The organism is Vibrio algivorus, from assembly GCF_030161215.1.
GTDB lineage: Bacteria > Pseudomonadota > Gammaproteobacteria > Enterobacterales > Vibrionaceae > Vibrio > Vibrio algivorus.
In genome coordinates this window covers 134,870-154,473 of the sequence record NZ_BSPV01000005.1, presented here as the reverse complement: position 1 = coordinate 154,473, position 19,604 = coordinate 134,870, and the positions used below count along the sequence as shown (strand labels likewise).

Below are 19,604 nucleotides of genomic sequence, written 5' to 3'. Positions count from 1 at the left end.
TGCTCTAGTCTCAGTGCTCTAGTCCCAGTGCTGTTGAGTCTGACGATCGCTTTCCATCTCTCGGTCAAAAATTTCTTCTAGCTCTTTACGGGCTTCTTTAGCTCGAATTCCCATATCCTTATCTTCCATATGCAAAGGCAGTAATTCTTTTAACATCGTGGTATCGAGTTTTCTAAAATGCGCCTCTGCACGCTTGGCTTGATAAGGATGCATCCCCAATTGAGTTAACACTTGTCGCCCTAAATCGAGAGCACCTAGAAAGGTCTCTCTCGAAAATAATGTCACACCAATATTCATTAATTGATAAGCCTCAACTCGGCTACGAGCACGTGCAAGGACTTTCAAATGAGGAAAATGTTGTTTACACAATTCAGCGATCTTTAACACTTCATCAGGCGAGTCGGTACAAATGGCGATGGCTTTCGCTTTTTCAGCGCCTGCGGCTCGCAATAAATCAAGTTGAGTCGCATCACCGTAATACACTTTGTAGCCAAATTTACGTAAAAGTTGAATTTGGCTGGCATCACTTTCTAATACCGTGATACGGATCTTATTGGCATACAACAAACGCCCCACTACTTGTCCAAAACGGCCGAAGCCTGCAATGATCACTTTCGGCTCTTCATCTACCACATCTGATTGCATGTTGTCGCTAACGTTAATCATGCGGTTAAACCATTTTTGCTGAGCAAGCAATATCAAAGGCGTCGTCATCATCGATAGACTCACCACCACTAGCAAGAAAGAGCTGACTTCAGCACCGAGTAGACCATGACCTTTTGCGGCGGTAAACAAGACAAAAGCAAACTCACCGCCTTGGCTTAAAATTGCCGCCATACGACTACGTGCTTTTGCCCTAGTGCCCATAAGACGAGCAAGTAGATAAAGAATTAAGCCTTTAATCGTCACCAATGCCACTACCGCGGCCAAAATTTTAATAGGGTAAAGCGTTAGTAACTCAAGATTAACTGCCATACCAACCGACATAAAGAACAAGCCAAGCAACAAGCCTTTAAATGGCTCAATAGCGCTTTCTAATTCATGGCGATATTCACTTTCTGCCAATAACACGCCAGCTAAGAATGTGCCTAATGCCATAGATAGACCAAGCTGCTGCATAATGACGGAAATGCCAATCACCAATAGCAAGGCTGCTACCGTAAATAACTCGCGAACTCGGCTCATCACCACATAGCGAAAAATAGGTCGTAACAGGTAGTGACCACCAACTAATAATCCGACTACCCCACCAATCATCCAAACCGCATCTAGCCAGTCACCACCGACATTACCAGCCAATAATGGCAATACCGCCAGCATAGGAATCACCGCGATATCTTGGAAAAGCAAAACTGAAAAACCAGATTGCCCGGTTTCAGTTCCCGCTAACCCTTGCTCTTCAATAACCCGTAATGCGATTGCAGTTGAAGAAAGTGCTAATCCCATACCGATCACTAAGCTATTTTGCCAACTAATGCCAAAAGCATTGGCGATCATCGAAATGATTAGAGTTGTTACTACCACCTGCGCACCACCTAAACCTAGGATCGGCATGCGCATTTGCCAGAGTTTTTTAGGATTTAATTCAAGGCCAATCAAAAACAGTAATAACACCACTCCGAGTTCGGAAAAATGCATCACACTATCAACGTCGCTAATTAATCCTAATCCCCATGGACCAATCACAATACCCGCCAGCAAATAGCCTAATACTGAACCTAAACCTAAACGTTGTGCCAAAGGGACAGCGACCACAGCGGCGGCCAGAAACACCACACCACTTTCTAAAAAATCAATTGTTGATGCCATAATCCTTCCCTGTACTATTTACTGCTTTCTAGTGGGTGCAACAACCAATAGCGGTAAGCCTGAGCATGCTCAATACGTACCGCTTGTTCGACATTTCTTGCCCAATATAAGACCAAGGGCTCAACCCAATGCATCTGACATAATTTGGCGGTCAACTCAAAAGGCTGCAAAATTTGCTCCAAAGGATATTGGTTATAACCATGAGCCGAGAAAGCTTCTTTAGATCCTCCGGTCGTCACCACACTCCGCCAATATTTGTCTTTAAGTGCGCGCCCTTTACCGAATGCGAAACCTTTGCCAAGTACCGTATCCATCCACTCCTTCATTAAAGCAGGGCAGGAATACATAAACATTGGGTGCTGAAAGACAATTACATCATGCTCGAGTAATAATCGGTGTTCAGCGGTAACATCAATGAAAAAGTCTGGATAATGAGCATACAAGTCGTGCACCGTCACATGAGGTAGCCCTTGAGCTGCTTTGAGTAAGACTTGGTTAGCGATCGAATTATCAGGATCGGGATGCGCATAAATGACCAGCACGCGAGGTTGTTGTGTGCTTTGCTCGTCATCTTTAATGGATGTAGTAGTATGTTGGCTAATATCTGACATCCTTGCCCCCTTACATTCCTTTATTAACACCCAAAGGTGCACGATTTTATCACTTTTCACAACCTAAGGTCTTTGTGACAAAGATTGTTAATCATCATATCGTAAATCGTATAATAATCGACATTTATCCTTGAAACGCCTAATATTCAAGCCGCTGCATTTTCTCATTTTTCATGCCTAAAATAAGACTTCTATGATTACATTTTCAGATATTCAATTGCTGCGTGGTGGTAAGCCACTTTTAGAACAAGCTTCAGCGACGATTCATCCAGGCGACAAAGTTGGCCTCGTCGGAAAAAATGGCTGTGGTAAATCCACACTCTTCGCATTATTGAAAGATGAATTATCCATTGATGCGGGTAACTTCCAAATGCCAGCGCACTGGGAGCTAGCTTGGGTTGCTCAAGAGACCCCAGCATTAGAGCGCGCGGCGTTAGAATATGTGATTGATGGCGATCGTGAATATCGTCAACTAGAGCAAGATCTTGCAGTAGCAGAGCAAGTAGACAATGGCACCCTAGTGGCGGAATTACATGGTAAATTAGAAACCGTTGGTGGCTACACGATTAAATCTCGCGCTGCGGAATTGTTAAATGGTCTAGGCTTTAGTCAAGAGCAAATGCAATGGAGCCTCACCCAATTTTCTGGTGGTTGGCGTATGCGCCTAAACCTCGCCCAAGCCCTACTTTGTCGTTCTGATTTATTATTACTTGATGAACCGACCAACCACTTAGATCTCGATGCAGTACTCTGGCTTGAAAAATGGCTACAGAACTACCCTGGTACATTAATTTTGATCTCACACGACCGGGATTTCCTAGATCCTATCGTCGGACGTATCATTCATGTCGAAAACCAATTACTCAACGAATACACCGGCAACTACTCGTCATTTGAAACCCAACGTGCGCAAAAATTAATGCAACAGCAAGCCATGTATGCCAAACAGCAAAAGCAGATGTCACACATGCAAAGCTACATCGACCGTTTCCGTTACAAAGCTTCGAAAGCTCGTCAGGCACAAAGCCGAATTAAAGCCTTAGAGAAGATGGAAAAAGTCTTGCCCGCACAATTCGATAACCCATTTAGCTTTGAATTTAGGGAACCTGCCGCGCTTCCCAACCCAATCATGATGATGGATCAAGTATCTGCAGGCTATGGCGACAATTTAATTCTAGAACACATTCGCCTAAACCTCGTCCCTGGCAGTCGCATTGGCCTACTTGGTCGCAATGGTGCTGGTAAATCAACCTTAATTAAATTGTTATCAGGTGAACTAAACCCACAAAGCGGAGATTTAACTTACTCGCAAGGGGTGAAAATTGGTTACTTCGCTCAGCATCAGTTAGAAACCTTGCATCCTGAAGAAACGCCACTGCAACACATGATGCAAATTGCCCCTAATCATACCGAGCAACAATTGCGAGACTATTTAGGTAGCTTTGGGTTCGTTGGCGATAAAGCACTCGATAAAGTAGCCCCATTCTCTGGTGGCGAAAAAGCTCGGCTCGTTCTAGCCTTAGTAGTGTGGCAAAAACCAAACTTACTCTTGCTCGATGAACCGACTAACCACCTTGATCTAGATATGCGTCAAGCATTAACGATGGCATTACAAACCTTTGAAGGGGCAATGGTCATTGTCAGCCACGATCGTTACTTATTGCGCGCTACGACCGACGACTTATACCTTGTCGATGCCAAACAAGTTGTCCCTTTCGATGGTGATTTAGCGGATTACTACAAATGGCTGACCGAACAACAAAAACAAGATAAGAAAGATGCACAGCCAGAGACAAACTTAGAGCCTAGCCAAAATAGCGCCGCGGCACGTAAAGAACAAAAGCGCCTAGAAGCTGAATTACGCAAACAAACTGCACCAATTCGCAAAAAGCTGACACAACTCGAAGCAAAAATGGACAAACTAGGCGAGCAATTAGCGGATGCCGAACAACAACTTGGCGATGTATCACTCTATCAAGATGAAAACAAAGCTAAACTTACCCAAGTATTAACATTGCAAGCCAACAGTAAAGCTCAATTAGAAGAAGTTGAGATGGAATGGATGGCACTACAAGAAGAACTGGAATCACTGAATCCCTAATGAACCAATATAGACCTCTACCTTTAACCTTCGAACGCTTATGGCAATTTAGTTTGCAGCATTATGGCGTACGTGAAATTAAGGAAGCCTGCCTAGTATTACAAAATAGGTATAAAGGTAAGGTCAACCTAGTCTTGTTATTAAAATGGCTTGATGAACACGAATTAAGTCTAACTGAAGAACAATGGCTGCAATTAGATAACGCTATTGAGCGAACCGAACCTTTATTACAGCAATTTCGTGATTACCGACGAAAAGTAAAACCTCATTTACCGGATACGCTTTACCGTGAATCGCTACAATTTGAATTACAGTTAGAACGCCAGCAACAAGCTGATTTGGTGCATTGTATTAACCTGCTTGATTTGTCTCCAAGAACCGGCCAACCAATGACTCATGTCTATTGTCAAAAAATTGGCGCTCAACGGTTATCTCAAATTTTTTATAGCGCTGAAAAGTAAAGGGATCAAAACCATGTCTCCGCTACAGCACTCCATGTTAATACTATTCGGCTTACTATCACTGCAAGTACATGCGACAAACTCAGCGCCAGATAATTATACTGATTTCGGACCATTATTGACCTTAACCCAGGCACCAATCCCAGCCATGGGCTTATCATTGAAAACTCGTGATGCCTTTGGTTGGGAAAAAGGCACTCTTGAAGTATATGGTCAAGGCACGGTATCAAGCGTATGGGCTGATGGAGCGGATTATATCGCTGATTACTATCAAAATGATGTCAATATCGGGTTTATTTACGCGCCTGCCGACGATTGGAAAATCGACGTTAACTATTTATATCGCTTTGCCGGCAATAACAAACTTGATGGCCTAGTGAACGGTTTTCATGATGCACTCGGATTAGATGATAATGGTCGGCACGATGTCGATAACGATCGCTTTTATATTAAAAACAAAAAAACGGGGACTACGCTTGAGGACTTTCAGGGCGATACATTAAATAATGCATTAAACCTGTATGTTGAAAAAACAGTATTCGAAACTAAACGCCAAGCACTATCACTAGGTGGCGCACTGTATTACAACAAAGTATTTAATGGCAACTTCGCTCAATCCTCTTTCGAGCAAGCCATTCAATTGAACTACGCTTTTTACTTAACCGATGCCAACCGTTTTTATACCAGTGTCAACTTTGTCCATCATGATACTGATAGTATTGATCTAGTTAATTTACGTGAATTCACCACCAATGGCAGTATAAGCTATCAATACTTATTCAATGAGCGACATTCCATTTTAGCGGAATTTAGAATGCAACAAGGCGCAACTCATAACGATGAAAATGAATTAAGTATGGTTAGCTTTGAACCGATTGTCGGCTATCGTTACAGCCTCGGGTTTGCAGCAGTTGAATTCTCCTTTACTGAAAATGTCATCAACAGCGATAATTCTGCTGATTTTTCACTGACCCTTGGCTATCGTCAACGTTTTTAACATTCCCATAATTAAAGGCCACATCAATGATCATTCCATGGCAAGACATCGATCCTGACACCTTAGAGAATCTTATCAAAGAATTTATTTTACGTGAGGGCACCGACTACGGTATGCAGGAAACCTCACTTGAAACCAAAATAAAGCAGGTCAAAGGGCAGTTAAAGTCTGGCAGTGTAGCCATTGTCTTTTCTGAGCTGCATGAAAGCGTGGATATTAAACCGATTAATGAATTGAATTAGAGTCAATACGCACCACTATTTATTCTTGCCAGTCATTCCTCTACACTGTCATTCAAAATATAAGTCGAAAGAAAGGATTATCATGTCGGCAAAACATCCTATTATTGCGGTAACGGGCTCTTCTGGTGCGGGTACCACCACTACCTCAGAAACCTTCCGAAAAATGTTCAATATGATGGATATTAAAGCGTCTTGGGTAGAAGGTGATAGCTTCCATCGCTACACTCGCCCCGAAATGGACGTTGCGATCCGTAAAGCCAAAGAACAAGGTAAACACATCAGTTACTTTGGCCCTGAAGCCAATGACTTCCCTGCTCTATCTGAATTCTTTAATCAATACGGTAAAAATGGCAGCGGCAAAGTTCGCCGTTACTTGCATAGCTTTGATGAAGCTGTCCCTTATAACCAAATGCCCGGTACCTTTACTCCATGGCAAGACCTACCTGAAAATACCGATGTATTGTTTTATGAAGGCTTACATGGTGGCGTCGTCGATGGCGATGTGAGTGTTTCTAAACATGTGGATTTTTTGATTGGCATGGTGCCGATTGTAAACCTTGAATGGATTCAAAAGTTCGTCCGTGACACCCGTGATCGCGGCCATTCACGAGAAGCCGTGATGGATTCGATTGTTCGCTCAATGGACGACTATTTAAATTACATTACACCGCAGTTTTCTCGTACTCACATCAACTTTCAGCGCGTACCCACTGTCGATACTTCCAACCCTCTTAATGCCAAGGGCATACCAAGTTTAGATGAAAGCTTTGTGGTGATTCGCTTACGTGGGATTAAAAACGTCGACTTCCCATATCTACTGTCAATGATTGAAGGCTCATTCATGTCACGCCATAACACCCTTGTAGTGCCTGGTGGCAAGATGAGTTTTGCAATGGAATTAATCATTCAACCACTGCTTCATCAGCTAATCGAAACAGGCAAAATCGCCTAAAAGTGTTACTCAGAACACACTTAGTGACTAGTCTGTGACACTGAACACAATTTAAAGGTGAAAAACCCCATAGTTACCCGATCAAAGTCAAGAAATCCGACCTAGAAAGGGGTAGTATAAATGCACAACTGCAACACGACTTGCAGCAATAACAATTAACACCTATTCTATTTGACCAGTTTAGCCGGTCTCAGGATGAATGACTCAAAACTGAGCAAGCCTTGTAGAGGAAGTAACAAATTATGGTTCTAGGTAAACCTCAAACAGATCCAACATTAGAGTGGTTTCTATCTCACTGTCATATTCACAAGTACCCATCAAAAAGTACTTTGATCCACGCTGGTGAGAAAGCAGAAACTCTGTATTACATTGTTAAAGGGTCTGTGGCAGTATTAATCAAGGATGAAGAAGGCAAAGAGATGATCTTGTCTTACTTGAACCAAGGTGACTTCATTGGTGAATTAGGTCTTTTTGAAGAAGACCAAGAGCGCACCGCTTGGGTTCGTGCAAAATCTCCTTGTGAAGTTGCAGAAATCTCATTTAAGAAATTCCGTCAACTTATCCAAGTTAACCCAGATATTTTGATGCGCCTTTCTGCCCAAATGGCAAAACGTTTGCAAATCACTAGCCAAAAAGTTGGTGACTTAGCATTCCTAGACGTAACAGGTCGTATCGCTCAAACACTCCTTAACCTAGCAAAACAACCCGATGCAATGACTCACCCAGATGGCATGCAAATCAAGATCACTCGTCAAGAGATCGGTCAGATTGTAGGCTGTTCACGTGAAACTGTTGGCCGTATCTTGAAGATGCTAGAAGAGCAGAACCTGATTTCTGCACACGGTAAAACTATCGTGGTATACGGAACGCGTTAAGCCTTTACATCGCGTTGAGTCGTATAAGAAAACCAAAAGCCACTGAATGGTAAGTTCAGTGGCTTTTTTGTTAGGTTTCTAGGTGCTAGTCCCTAGTTTCGCTTCGCTGCTAGAAAAAGCGAAAAGATTATCGAAAGCATCATCTTAAGTGCTGTTCTCATAAATTTAAACTAACAAAGTGAGCGTTGACGTAGTGATGATTTTTGCAGCGAATTGTTGTCACGACAACCTAGGGCGCTTCGAGTCTCAAGGATAAAGAGACAAGCGGATACAAAAAATAAACCCCGTCATCCTGAATAGTGAGGCACGAACGTAGTTCAGGATCTCCTACCGCACATTACTCACCAAAGAAATAGTCCAATCTCAGCACGCTTTGGGAGATCCTGAACTGCGCTCCTACGTCGCTTTTCAGGATGACGATTACCATTTAATAATACACTCGCTGTTACACGAAACAGGTGACTAGCCCGAAAAAACATCATTCCAGACGAGCCTTAGCGAGAGCGGGAATCTCATGCCGCGCGCTGTAAACTATTATGAGCTTAACGATTCGGCGCGCTTTGAGTAAATCCCCTATATTCTTCTTCTAGGAACTAGGAACTAGGAACTAGGAACTAGGAACTAGGAACTAGGAACTAGGAACTAGGAACTAGGAACTAGGAACTAGGAACTAGGAACTAGGAACTAGGAACTAATTTACCCTATCGCCGGCAACACTCCAAGACTAATCATCACCTGCACTACAATAATCACCACACCAGCTGCTAGCGTTAGCATTAGAGCTGGCGTCCCACCAGAGACGGTGAAGTCTTGTTTATCTTGGTGTTGTGCACGAGATTTCATCACCATCGTCACCGGCAATAAAATAGCGAGTATCGCCAATGCAATCGCCGCATAACCTAGAGCCATGATAAAGCCTTGTGGATAAAACAAAGCAAAACACAGCGGTGGCAAGAAGGTCACCACCGCAATAACAACACGGCCACCTTTACTTTGGTTTTTATTCAAGCTGTCGCCTAAAAATTCAAATAGCCCTAAACTCACCCCGAGGAAAGAAGTAATTAATGCTAAATCAGCAAACACTGAGACCACTTGAGAAATAACCGAGCTATGAATCACTTGAGATAAAGTACCGACTAATGCCGTTACATCACCGGCTTGAGATAATGTCGCTTGGTCAACCACCCCTAGCGTGGCCAACTGCCATAAAATATAAACCACTAGCGGCAATAAAGAACCGAGAACCATTACCTTCTTCAAAGCTTTCATGTCGAGATTTAAATAGCGAACTACCGCAGGGATACTGCCGTGAAAACCGAAAGAGGTAAAAATCACTGGCAATGCAGCAATAATCAGGCCTTTTTCTAATGGCATATTAAGTAGATGAACCGCTTGAATATTAGGCGTTAAGAAGAACAGCATGACCGCCATGGCAATCAATTTACAGGTGAATAGCACGCGGTTTACCCGATCCACTGATTGAGTACCAAACGTCACAATCGCCGCAATAATAATGGTAAAAATCAGCGTTCCAATACCATTAGAAACATCAATAGCAAACCAATTATGTAACTTGGCATTAAACTGACCACCGCCACCAGCGATATAAGCTGCACATAGCGCATAAAAAAGGAACAACATGGCAAACGTTGCAACCCATTTACCTTTGTCACCCAAAAACTGTTTCGCTAACGTGTGTAGAGTGGCATCGTAATCGGCATGTTGGTGCAGCTCTAGCATCAGCAATGCGGTATACGCCATTAAGGCCCACATACCAATCATGATGATTAAAGAAGTGCTAAAACCTAAGCCTGCCGAAGCAATTGGCAACGCCAACATACCTGCGCCTATTGTCGTGCCAGCAATAATCAAAGTACTGCCTAAAATCTTTGAACTACTCATCTGCTTTTTCTTTTATTGTTTTACGGAATATTAAGCTGACACATTACCCAGTTTCTAGCAGTAAATCGAGGTTACAAAATACAAAATTGATTAAATATTCTGCAAATCTACCTAAAATGACGTTTTTGTTATGGTGTATATAAAAAGTTACACACTGTAAATAAAAATAAACCCCATGACTAAGATAGCCACAGGGTTAGATCGATTAAGAGTGTTAATTGAAAAAATTAAATACCGTATTGCTCACGATAAGCTTTTACTGATTCTAACTGCTGAGCGTTATCACCTTTTTCTTCAAGATAAGTCACCAGATCACCTAGGCTAATGATCGAAATGACTGCGCAACCGAAATCACGCTCCACTTCTTGAATCGCAGACAATTCACCTTTGCCTTTTTCTTGACGGTCAATCGCGACCAATACGCCAGCTAAATCAGCGCCATTAGCCTTAATGATTTCCATCGACTCACGAATCGCGGTACCTGCAGTAATCACATCATCGACCAACATAATACGGCCTTCAAGTGGATTACCAACTAAGTTACCACCTTCACCGTGGTCTTTCGCTTCTTTACGGTTAAAGCAGTATGGTGTATCAATTTCATGATGATCCGCCAGTGCTACCGCGGTCGTCGTTGCAATAGGGATACCTTTATAAGCTGGGCCAAATAGCACATCAAATTCAATGCCTGAATCCGCTAAAGCAGCAGCATAAAAACGACCTAAACGAGCTAAATCACGTCCAGTATTAAATAAACCGGCATTAAAGAAATATGGGCTAATGCGGCCAGATTTTAAAGTAAACTCGCCAAACTTCAGAACTTCCTTTTCTAAGGCAAACTCAATAAATTCACGTTGATATGCTTTCATAAAATATCTCTATTTAATCTCTAGTTCTTAGTTTCTAGTCACTAGAGGGTTTCATCTTCAATTTCAGCTGTAATGAACATAACAGACTCAAACTATACTCAAAAAAATAGCCCCTCAATGAGGAGCTATAAAAACAAACTATTCCGCCAGAGTGGCTTTCTGGACTGCGATAATATCGTTGATGCCTTTTTCGGCTAAATCCAATAATTGGTTCAACTCTGTACGAGAAAACGCTTCGCCTTCTGCGGTACCTTGAACCTCAATCATCTTACCTTCTTCGGTCATTACGACGTTCATATCGGTATCGGCAGCAGAGTCTTCTACATACTCTAAATCACATAATGCATGCTCGCCTAAAATTCCCACAGAAACCGCGGCAACATGACACTTCATTGGGTTCTTTTTCAATTTACCTGAAGCGACTAGTGATTGAATTGCATCGGCCAATGCCACACTTGCACCCGAGATAGAGGCAGTACGTGTACCGCCATCTGCTTGAATCACATCACAATCAACCGTGATCATCATTTCGCCTAGTACATCCAAATCGACGACAGCACGTAAACTACGCGCGATTAAACGTTGGATTTCCATAGTACGACCGCCTTGTTTACCGCTGGCGGCTTCACGACGGTTACGCGTATGAGTCGCACGAGGCAACATACCGTATTCAGCGGTGACCCAACCTTTACCTCGGCCTTTTAACCAACCTGGTACTTTTTCTTCAACACTGGCATTACACAATACTTTGGTATTACCAAATTCCACCAATACTGAACCTTCAGCATAAGCCGTATAGTTACGAGTCATTTTAATAGGACGAACTTGATCAGCAGCGCGATCATTTGGGCGTAAACTTGAAGACATAAAGAAATACCTGATTAGCGATAGAATTGGGGGCCGATTATAACGATCTTGCCATCAAAAAGCGATCTTGACGTTGCGAGTTTACTCATTTTCGCCATGACTTGTGCTAACATGAGCGACAGAAAATTATCCATATTCTCGCTTTTAGGAAAGTCTAATGATCTACAGCATGACCGCTTATGCCCGTAAAGAAATCAAATCTGATTGGGGCAACGCAGTGTGGGAAATCCGCAGTGTCAACCAACGTTACCTAGAAACGTACTTCCGCCTACCAGAGCAATTTCGCGGCCTAGAGCCAATCTTACGTGAGCGTTTTCGTAAGCGTTTAGCACGCGGCAAAGTGGAGTGTCACCTACGTTTTGAAGCCAACTCAAAAGCGCAAAGCGATCTTAACATTAATGAAGATCTGGCCAAGCAAGTGATCAAAGCGGCCAATCAAGTGATGTCTCTAACCGGTGAAGAGTCTCGTATCAACCCATTCCAAGTGATGAACTGGCCGGGTGTGATGGAAGCACCAGAGCAAGACATGGATACCATCCAAAAAGAATTACTTGAAGCGTTTGAAGAAGCAATGAGCGATTTCATTGATGCGCGTGGCCGTGAAGGTTCCAACATGAAAGCCTTGATCGACCAACGCCTTGAAGCGATCACGGCAGAAGCCGCCAAAGTACGCGCTCGCATGCCAGAGATCCTACAATGGCAACGCGACCGCCTACTCAACAAATTTGAAGAAGCGAAAATTGAACTCGACAGCTCACGGGTTGAACAAGAACTGATTCTACTGGCGCAAAAATCAGACGTCGCAGAAGAGCTAGATCGCCTAGATTCTCATGTCAAAGAAGCCACTAACATCATGAAAAAAGGTGGTGCATGTGGTCGTAAACTGGATTTCATGATGCAAGAATTCAACCGTGAAGCCAATACGCTTGCGTCTAAGTCGATCAGCACCGATGTGACAGCATCGGGTGTGGAATTGAAAGTATTGATTGAGCAGATGCGTGAGCAGATCCAGAATATTGAGTAATCAATAGCATAAAATCAATACCAAACGAGCCCTCTTTGTTGAGGGCTTTTTGTTGTTTGTGTTAAAGACATTCACACCTAGTTACAATCAAAAAGATGCCTATTCGAACTCAAGCTATCATCATCTGTCTTTCTATAGTAGCTAGGTAGTATCATTCACAAAGGCATGCTTTGAAAACACTGCATCATCTTCGTACATCTAACTCAACTCACTGGGCGCTAATTCTTGTGCTGTGGGTGATTTTGGTGTGTCTGATGAAAAATATGAATGTGTTATCGGCAGCTTGTTCAGTGTCAGCTTCTCAACCAACGAACAACACTCAAGAATTAACTTTACTAAGCAGCAATGAAAAGGCTGAATCTAATAACACTAGTGAATGCCATTTATCAGAAAAGCTGCTGCAATTTCATTTTCATCAACTCGACAGTGTGGTCATTAGTAACCTACTGCCGAGCTTAATGATTGCGGCTTTCCTTTGGTTTAGCCTCACATCCCACCAAATCTTCCATAAACCTCCCGTTCCCAAACGGCGACGTCACTTGGAGCTTTGTACTTTCCAAGAATGACTAATAACGACTAACTCTTTTCATCATTCTCTTTTTATTAAGAGACCGTATTTTAGAAGCCGTATCTTGTTATTTTCATTTTTAGGAATACCAATGCAATTTTTTACTGTATTCATATGCTTCCAGCCAAAGCTTTCTCGATTAAGTGCTTGGTTATTAGGGCTATGCGCATTATTTAGCGCCCATTTAATGGCGGCCCCGCCGACCACCGGCTGGATAAAGGCTGAACAACATCCACCAGTTGAGGTGCAATTTGTGTTAACCGGACAGGTTGATGAGAACAATAACGCCGCTGGTTTTATTGAAGTTAAGCTCGCCGATGAGTGGAAAACCTATTGGCGCTCTCCGGGTGAAGGTGGCGTGTCACCGGAACTTAATTGGCAAGCATCAAGCAATATTAATCAGGTAGATTGGCACTGGCCTTATCCTCAGCGTTTCGATGTTTTAGGCATTGAAACCCTCGGCTACAAACATGATGTGGTGTTTCCACTGTCGATAAAAATCGCAAATCGTCATCAACCTGCCACCTTTAAGGCCAATTTAAGCTTATCGTCTTGTTCAACGGTATGCGTTATCACCGACTATCCGTTAGAACTCAATTTCACAGCCTCTGAGTTAAAAGCCGAACCAGATGCTATGCGTCGCTATGCTCAAGCGATGAGCTTAGTACCGCAAGGTTCCTCAATGTTGACAGAGACTCAAGCCAAATGGGATGCAGCGAGCAATAAGCTACAAGTTTCCCTCACCAGTCAACAAGGTTGGCAGCAACCGGACTTATTTATTGATGGTAAGGCAGAAAAGGTTGCAGACAGCAGTTTTTCTCATCCTAGGTTGTCAATTGATGGTAATCAGTTAACCGCTTGGTTTGATGTTTCTAACTGGCTAGGCGAGCCGGATTTGAGTGGCGAATCGATTCAAATCACCATCGTCGGTAAACAATTTATTGCCGAACAAACCATTGCATTAACCGATGGAAGTGTAAGCGAAGCAAGTACTGGCTCATCATTATTAACCATGTTTGCATTTGCTTTACTAGGTGGCTTAATTCTTAATGTGATGCCGTGTGTACTGCCAGTGTTAGGTATGAAGCTTACCTCAGTATTAAGCGCCGAACGCCAACAGAAATCACAAATACGGATGCAGTTTTTAGCCTCAGCAGCGGGTATCATCAGCTCGTTTTGGTTAATTGCCGCCAGCTTGGCGATACTCAAATGGTCTGGTCAATCCATTGGTTGGGGCATTCAATTTCAAAGCGCAGGTTTCCTTGGCTTAATGGTATTGGTGACGGCGATTTTTGGTACCAATATGCTTGGTTTGTTTGAATTACGTTTACCTTCATCGGTCAATACTTGGATGGCAACTAAGGGAAGCAACAAGCATTCGGGTCACTTTATGCAAGGGATGTTTGCCACCTTATTAGCCACACCTTGTTCTGCGCCCTTTCTTGGTACCGCAGTGGCGTTTGCTCTCGGCGCTTCTTGGGCAACTTTATTTCTGATTTTTACCGGTCTAGGAATCGGTATGGCACTGCCTTGGTTATTGGTGGCGCTGCGCCCTTCACTCGCCTTAAAACTACCCAAGCCGGGTAAATGGATGAATCGCCTTAAAAACCTCTTTGGTTTGATGATGCTGTCGACTTGTGTGTGGCTAATTAGCTTACTTTCTTCCCATCTATCGGCTGGACTCTTATGGGCAATCAGCGTCTTAGGTTCACTGTTACTGATTTGGCGTAGTGTGCAGGTGTTTGGCGGACGCTCAGTGGCGATCACTAGCTGTATCGCTTTGATTGCCTCATCGGTCATTTTTTTCATCGCAAGCTTAACGGCTGATTATTGGCGCTCACCATTACCAGCCGAATTAAGCTGGCAACCGCTAGATACTCAGACAATTAAACAACAAGTCGCGATAGGTAATACAGTGTTTGTTGATGTGACGGCAGATTGGTGCATCACCTGTAAAGCCAACAAGATCGGCGTACTGCTACAACAACCGGTTTATGACGCATTGCAACAAGACAAAGTTATCCGTATGCAAGGTGATTGGACAGTGCCTAATCCACAAGTGAGTGAATACTTACAATCGTACAATCGTTTTGGCGTGCCGTTTAATATTGTCTACGGACCACAAGCGCCACGAGGTATTGCTTTGCCGGTGATCTACTCCAGTGACGATGTGATGCAAGCCCTAGCTCAAGCATCGGGAGGGGCTCAATGAAATCGTTAAAGTCAAAGTTCATCGCAATATTTAAGTATCTAGTCTTACTGATTGTAGTATCTGTTGCGGTCGATCTGTGGCGCAGCCAGTCGGTACCAACGCAAGCCAATTTCAATCTCAAGGCACAAGATATCCATCAACAATGGATCGATATTGAGGCACTTAGCCAACAAAAACCTGTGGTGGTGTATTTCTGGGCGAGTTGGTGTTCGGTATGTCAATTTGTCACACCAAGTGTCAACTGGGTAAGTGATTACTACCCTACCGTCGGCGTTTCTTTGTCATCCGGAGAATCCCACAAGCTGCAGCGATATTTTGAATATAAGCAATTGGACTTTGCCAACATTAACGATCCTCATAGCCAAATAGGCCAGAAATGGGGGGTTAATGTCACGCCGACAATTTTTGTTATTCGCAATGGTGAAATAAAACACATTACCACGGGCTTTACTTCACCAATCGGTTTACTGGCTCGCCTTTGGATCAGTTAACACTGCCACTTTCTAGCAAATTATTTAAGAACTCTTTTTAGGAAATATGATGAAAACAACACACAAACAACGCGCATTTATTTGGATTAGCCTTCTCATGATGAGCTTAACGACAGCCACACTACACGCTGCAGCACTGCCACAAGAGACGGAGCAAAAAATTAACGAGATCAATCAAATATTACGCGATAACCCACAGGTAGTTGATAGTCTACACGAAAGCTTACAGCGCTATATCCACCAGCAAAACCAATTTGATGCCGTACTACAACAAAATAATGACTATATCTATAACAACCCTGATCAGCCGTCTTATGGCGCGAAAGATCCCAAGCTAACAATTGCGTTTTTCACCGACTACAGCTGTCCTTGGTGTAAAAAATTGACGCCGGTATTACAGCAACTAACCAAAAAATATCCTGAGATAAAAGTCATCGATATTTTAGTGCCACTAAAAGAGATCAATAGTAAACAAAACTCGGCGACTTATGCGTTAAATACTTGGCAAAATAAGCCAAGCAAGTTTGCCGAGGTCAGTGAATTATTAGTCAACAAACCAGGTAGTCACAACCCTGCGTCACTACTTCAAGTGGCAAAGAAAACGGATACTCGTGAGCAATTAGAAGAGATAAATAAAACCCAACAACAAGTGACTAAAAACTACCAATTATTTGCTCAACTTGGCTTACAAGGCACCCCTGCAATGTTAATTGGTGATGAAGTAATTCCAGGATATTTACCCATTGAAAAGTTAGAACCTATTATCCAAGCGCAACTCGCTAAATAATCTCAGGTTTGGATAACTTGAAAAGAACATAACCGGTGAAACAAAGGCGACCATCAAGTCGCCTTTTTCGTTGTTCCTGTCTTATATCGATTCTGATTTAGAACACCTCACACAGACATTTAGACGTCTAGACGTTGACATCTCACTGTACAAGCTTTACTCTGCGCGGCCTATTTTGTTTTTGTTCTTCCATTTATATTGGTGTGTTATGTCTGCCCCTGAATCATCAAAACCCACTCCACCTCATCGCCCTGCACCGTCCGCATTGGCATTACTACCACTCGGTGTATTCCTAACATTATTCATTGGCGTCGGCACTTACTTAACCATTCAAGGTGTTGATTTTGCGTTTTATCAACTGCCAGCTCCGATTGCTACCTTGCCAGCCATTGTTGTTGCAATCTTATTAAGCAAAGAAAAAATCAATAAAGCGATTGAGCAATTTTTAAATGGGGTTGGTCACCAAGACATTATCGCAATGTGCATGATCTACTTGCTTGCCGGAGCCTTTGCGGCGGTGGCTAAAGCATCTGGTGGGGTAGATGCCACAGTAAACCTTGGCTTGTCTTTGCTGCCTACCAATATGATCTTACCAGGTATCTTTTTAATCTCGGCATTTATCGCTACCGCAATGGGCACTTCAATGGGCACTATTGCTGCCGTTGCTCCGGTTGCGGTTGGTATTGCTCAATCAGCTGGCATGAGCATGCCACTAACCGCTGGGGTAGTATTAAGCGGTGCGATGTTTGGCGATAACTTGTCGATCATCTCTGATACCACTATCGCGGCCACTCGCTCACAAGGTTGTGAGATGAAAGATAAATTCCGCGAAAACGTCAAAATTGCCATTCCAGCAGCGTTAATCGCAATTGTGATTTTTGCTTTAAGCAGCACAGCCACTCAAACACCTGCAACCGGTGATATCGAATGGCTGAAAATTCTACCTTATCTAACCATTCTAGTTTTAGCAGTTTCAGGTCTGAATGTATTTGTCGTGTTAACTTTAGGGATTATTCTAGCCGGTGGGGTAAGCTTATATTCAGTGCCAGATTACGCATTCGCTCAGTTAGGCAAAGATATTTATGCTGGCTTTGGCAATATGCAAGAAATCTTCTTATTGTCGATGCTAATTGGAGGTCTAAGTGAATTAATGCGCCAGCAAGGTGGTTTAACCTTTTTAACGCAACTAGTGAGCCGTATTATTCATCAATTTGGCGCAAAGCATTCTGCCAAAGCCAACTCAAGAGCCAGTGAATTAGGCATTGCAATTTTAGTGTCTCTAACCAACTTCTGTACTGCGAATAATACGGTAGCCATCATTGTTTCAGGCAGTGTGGCGCGTGAATTATCAGTACAAAACGATGTAAGTGCGAAACGTTCTGCAAGTCTGTTGGATATTTTCTCTTGTGTCACTCAAGGTCTTTTACCTTATGGCGCACAAATATTATTACTCGGCTCAGTATTTCAATTGTCACCACTAGACATTGTCTCGAACTCTTTCTACTGCTTAATTTTGGCTGTTTGCGCAATCATTGCGGTATTTGTGAAAAATCGTCACTCCTAAGTAAAGCCTCTTATCTATTCTATCCCCAAGTAACGTCACGTTGCATCTTGACGTTACTTGGGAATATCGATTTAATTTTATCGACAAAACGGGCTTACTAATTCAAATTCCCTATCCCTTATGCTACTCTTCGCTCCCCTTTTTTATCCTTATTGTTTTTAATGCTTTGGCTAAACTGTCGAGTTGACTAAAATGGTAACGATAAGCCTCAACAAAAGTGAATGAATAATGATCGGTAAAGGTACCCTTTATATTGTTTCTGCACCGAGTGGTGCGGGTAAGTCTAGCCTCATCTCTGCTATGTTAGAAAGAAACCCTAACTACGCAATGAAGGTCTCTATTTCACACACCACACGTGAAAAACGTCCTGGAGAAGAAGATGGCATTCATTATCACTTTGTTGAAAAACAACACTTTGTTGAATTAATGGAACAAGGTGTATTTCTAGAGCATGCTGAAGTGTTTGGTAATTATTACGGCACTTCTCGTGTGTGGATCGAAGAAAACCTAAATAAAGGTATCGATATTTTCTTAGATATCGATTGGCAAGGCGCACGTCAAATTCGCACTCAAATGCCACACGCCAAAGGTATCTTTATTTTACCGCCATCTAATGGTGAGTTAGAGCGACGTTTAAATACTCGTGGACAAGATAGCGAAGAAGTGATCGCTGGTCGCATGAGCAAGGCAAAATCTGAAATTTCTCATTATGATGAATATGATTATCTGATCATCAATGATGACTTTGATGCTGCATTAATGGACTTTAAAGCTATTATTCGTGCAGAGCGTCTAAAACAAGACAAACAAGCGGTTAAATATAACGGCATGTTAAAAGCGTTGTTGGCAGAGTAATTTCCTGCACACGCGCGAACAAAGTAAATTTCTCAACGGGAATGTTATTGCTAGAAACTGTTACAGTAAGGCTGTATAATTTCCCGTCATTCTAAATAAAATTCACTAATTGGAGTCAACCATGGCACGCGTAACTGTCCAAGACGCTGTTGAAAAAGTCGGTAACCGTTTCGACCTAGTCCTAATTGCGGCTCGCCGCGCTCGTCAAATGCAAACTGGCAACAAAGATGCATTGGTTCCTGAAGAAAATGATAAGACTACTGTTATCGCACTACGTGAAATCGAAGAAGGCTTGATCACTAAAGAAGTACTCGACGCACGTGAGCGCCAAGAACAACAAGAGCAAGACGCGGCAGAATTAGCAGCAGTAAGCAGCATCGTTCACCACCGTTAATCTCTCTATTCTGGGCGTATAAC

19 protein-coding genes are annotated in these 19,604 nt (G+C 42.8%); 14 read left to right on the top strand and 5 right to left on the bottom strand.

Going from position 1 to position 19,604, the window contains the following annotated elements:
• Window positions 1-18: 18 nt before the first annotated feature.
• Window positions 19-1,809, bottom strand: coding sequence for a glutathione-regulated potassium-efflux system protein KefB (gene kefB, locus QQJ93_RS08975; RefSeq protein WP_089124930.1), 1,791 nt, complete (start codon window positions 1,807-1,809; stop codon window positions 19-21).
• Window positions 1,810-1,823: 14 nt separating this feature from the next.
• Entirely contained in the window at window positions 1,824-2,420 is a 597-nt protein-coding gene (kefG, locus tag QQJ93_RS08970; RefSeq protein ID WP_089124931.1) for a glutathione-regulated potassium-efflux system ancillary protein KefG, read from the bottom strand.
• 193 nt (window positions 2,421-2,613) lie between these two features.
• Between kefG and QQJ93_RS08965 the strand changes: the two genes are divergently transcribed.
• From QQJ93_RS08965 to crp, 6 genes are all read left to right on the top strand, one after another.
• Window positions 2,614-4,521, top strand: coding sequence for an ABC transporter ATP-binding protein (locus QQJ93_RS08965; RefSeq protein WP_089124932.1), 1,908 nt, complete (start codon window positions 2,614-2,616; stop codon window positions 4,519-4,521).
• Entirely contained in the window at window positions 4,521-4,982 is a 462-nt protein-coding gene (locus QQJ93_RS08960) for a TIGR02444 family protein (protein WP_089124933.1), read from the top strand. Before QQJ93_RS08965 ends, QQJ93_RS08960 begins: the two co-directional genes overlap by 1 nt.
• Window positions 4,983-4,995: 13 nt before the next feature.
• On the top strand, window positions 4,996-5,979 hold the full coding sequence (locus QQJ93_RS08955; RefSeq protein ID WP_160117462.1) for a DUF3187 family protein: 984 nt from the start codon (window positions 4,996-4,998) through the stop codon (window positions 5,977-5,979).
• Window positions 5,980-6,005: 26 nt separating this feature from the next.
• Window positions 6,006-6,221: a YheU family protein gene (locus tag QQJ93_RS08950; protein WP_089124935.1), complete on the top strand. Its 216-nt coding sequence runs from the start codon at window positions 6,006-6,008 to the stop codon at window positions 6,219-6,221.
• 82 nt (window positions 6,222-6,303) lie between these two features.
• Complete coding sequence (locus QQJ93_RS08945) at window positions 6,304-7,173, top strand: phosphoribulokinase (RefSeq protein ID WP_089124936.1); 870 nt, start codon at window positions 6,304-6,306, stop codon at window positions 7,171-7,173.
• Between the two features lie 242 nt (window positions 7,174-7,415).
• Window positions 7,416-8,048, top strand: a complete 633-nt coding sequence (gene crp, locus QQJ93_RS08940) for a cAMP-activated global transcriptional regulator CRP (protein WP_017025416.1) — start codon at window positions 7,416-7,418, stop codon at window positions 8,046-8,048.
• A gap of 696 nt (window positions 8,049-8,744) precedes the next feature.
• Here crp and QQJ93_RS08935 read toward each other — a convergent pair.
• The 3 genes from QQJ93_RS08935 to rph form a co-directional block, all read right to left on the bottom strand.
• On the bottom strand, window positions 8,745-9,950 hold the full coding sequence (locus tag QQJ93_RS08935) for an aromatic amino acid transport family protein (RefSeq protein WP_089124937.1): 1,206 nt from the start codon (window positions 9,948-9,950) through the stop codon (window positions 8,745-8,747).
• A 227-nt stretch (window positions 9,951-10,177) separates the two neighbouring features.
• Window positions 10,178-10,819 carry an orotate phosphoribosyltransferase gene (pyrE, locus tag QQJ93_RS08930; protein WP_089124938.1) on the bottom strand — a complete coding sequence of 214 codons (642 nt, stop codon included), beginning with the start codon at window positions 10,817-10,819 and terminating at the stop codon, window positions 10,178-10,180.
• A gap of 138 nt (window positions 10,820-10,957) precedes the next feature.
• Window positions 10,958-11,686 carry a ribonuclease PH gene (gene rph / locus QQJ93_RS08925; RefSeq protein WP_089124939.1) on the bottom strand — a complete coding sequence of 243 codons (729 nt, stop codon included), beginning with the start codon at window positions 11,684-11,686 and terminating at the stop codon, window positions 10,958-10,960.
• Window positions 11,687-11,843: 157 nt separating this feature from the next.
• Here rph and QQJ93_RS08920 point away from each other — a divergent pair, with 157 nt between their 5' ends.
• The 8 genes from QQJ93_RS08920 to rpoZ all read left to right on the top strand — a co-directional run bounded on the left by QQJ93_RS08920 (window position 11,844) and on the right by rpoZ (window position 19,581).
• Entirely contained in the window at window positions 11,844-12,710 is an 867-nt protein-coding gene (locus QQJ93_RS08920; protein ID WP_089124940.1) for a YicC/YloC family endoribonuclease, read from the top strand.
• A gap of 254 nt (window positions 12,711-12,964) precedes the next feature.
• Window positions 12,965-13,276: a hypothetical protein gene (locus QQJ93_RS08915; protein ID WP_089124941.1), complete on the top strand. Its 312-nt coding sequence runs from the start codon at window positions 12,965-12,967 to the stop codon at window positions 13,274-13,276.
• Between the two features lie 93 nt (window positions 13,277-13,369).
• On the top strand, window positions 13,370-15,490 hold the full coding sequence (locus QQJ93_RS08910; RefSeq protein ID WP_089124942.1) for a protein-disulfide reductase DsbD family protein: 2,121 nt from the start codon (window positions 13,370-13,372) through the stop codon (window positions 15,488-15,490).
• On the top strand, window positions 15,487-15,981 hold the full coding sequence (locus tag QQJ93_RS08905) for a protein disulfide oxidoreductase (RefSeq protein WP_089124943.1): 495 nt from the start codon (window positions 15,487-15,489) through the stop codon (window positions 15,979-15,981). Before QQJ93_RS08910 ends, QQJ93_RS08905 begins: the two co-directional genes overlap by 4 nt.
• 49 nt (window positions 15,982-16,030) lie before the next feature.
• Window positions 16,031-16,768, top strand: a complete 738-nt coding sequence (locus tag QQJ93_RS08900; protein ID WP_089124944.1) for a DsbA family protein — start codon at window positions 16,031-16,033, stop codon at window positions 16,766-16,768.
• Between the two features lie 208 nt (window positions 16,769-16,976).
• Window positions 16,977-18,332, top strand: a complete 1,356-nt coding sequence (locus tag QQJ93_RS08895; RefSeq protein ID WP_089124945.1) for a Na+/H+ antiporter NhaC family protein — start codon at window positions 16,977-16,979, stop codon at window positions 18,330-18,332.
• Between the two features lie 231 nt (window positions 18,333-18,563).
• Window positions 18,564-19,187, top strand: coding sequence for a guanylate kinase (gmk, locus tag QQJ93_RS08890; protein ID WP_089125046.1), 624 nt, complete (start codon window positions 18,564-18,566; stop codon window positions 19,185-19,187).
• 121 nt (window positions 19,188-19,308) lie between these two features.
• The gene (gene rpoZ / locus QQJ93_RS08885; protein ID WP_027696467.1) at window positions 19,309-19,581 is read left to right on the top strand and encodes a DNA-directed RNA polymerase subunit omega; all 273 of its coding nucleotides are present in this window, start codon (window positions 19,309-19,311) and stop codon (window positions 19,579-19,581) included.
• The last annotated feature ends 23 nt before the right edge of the window (window positions 19,582-19,604 follow it).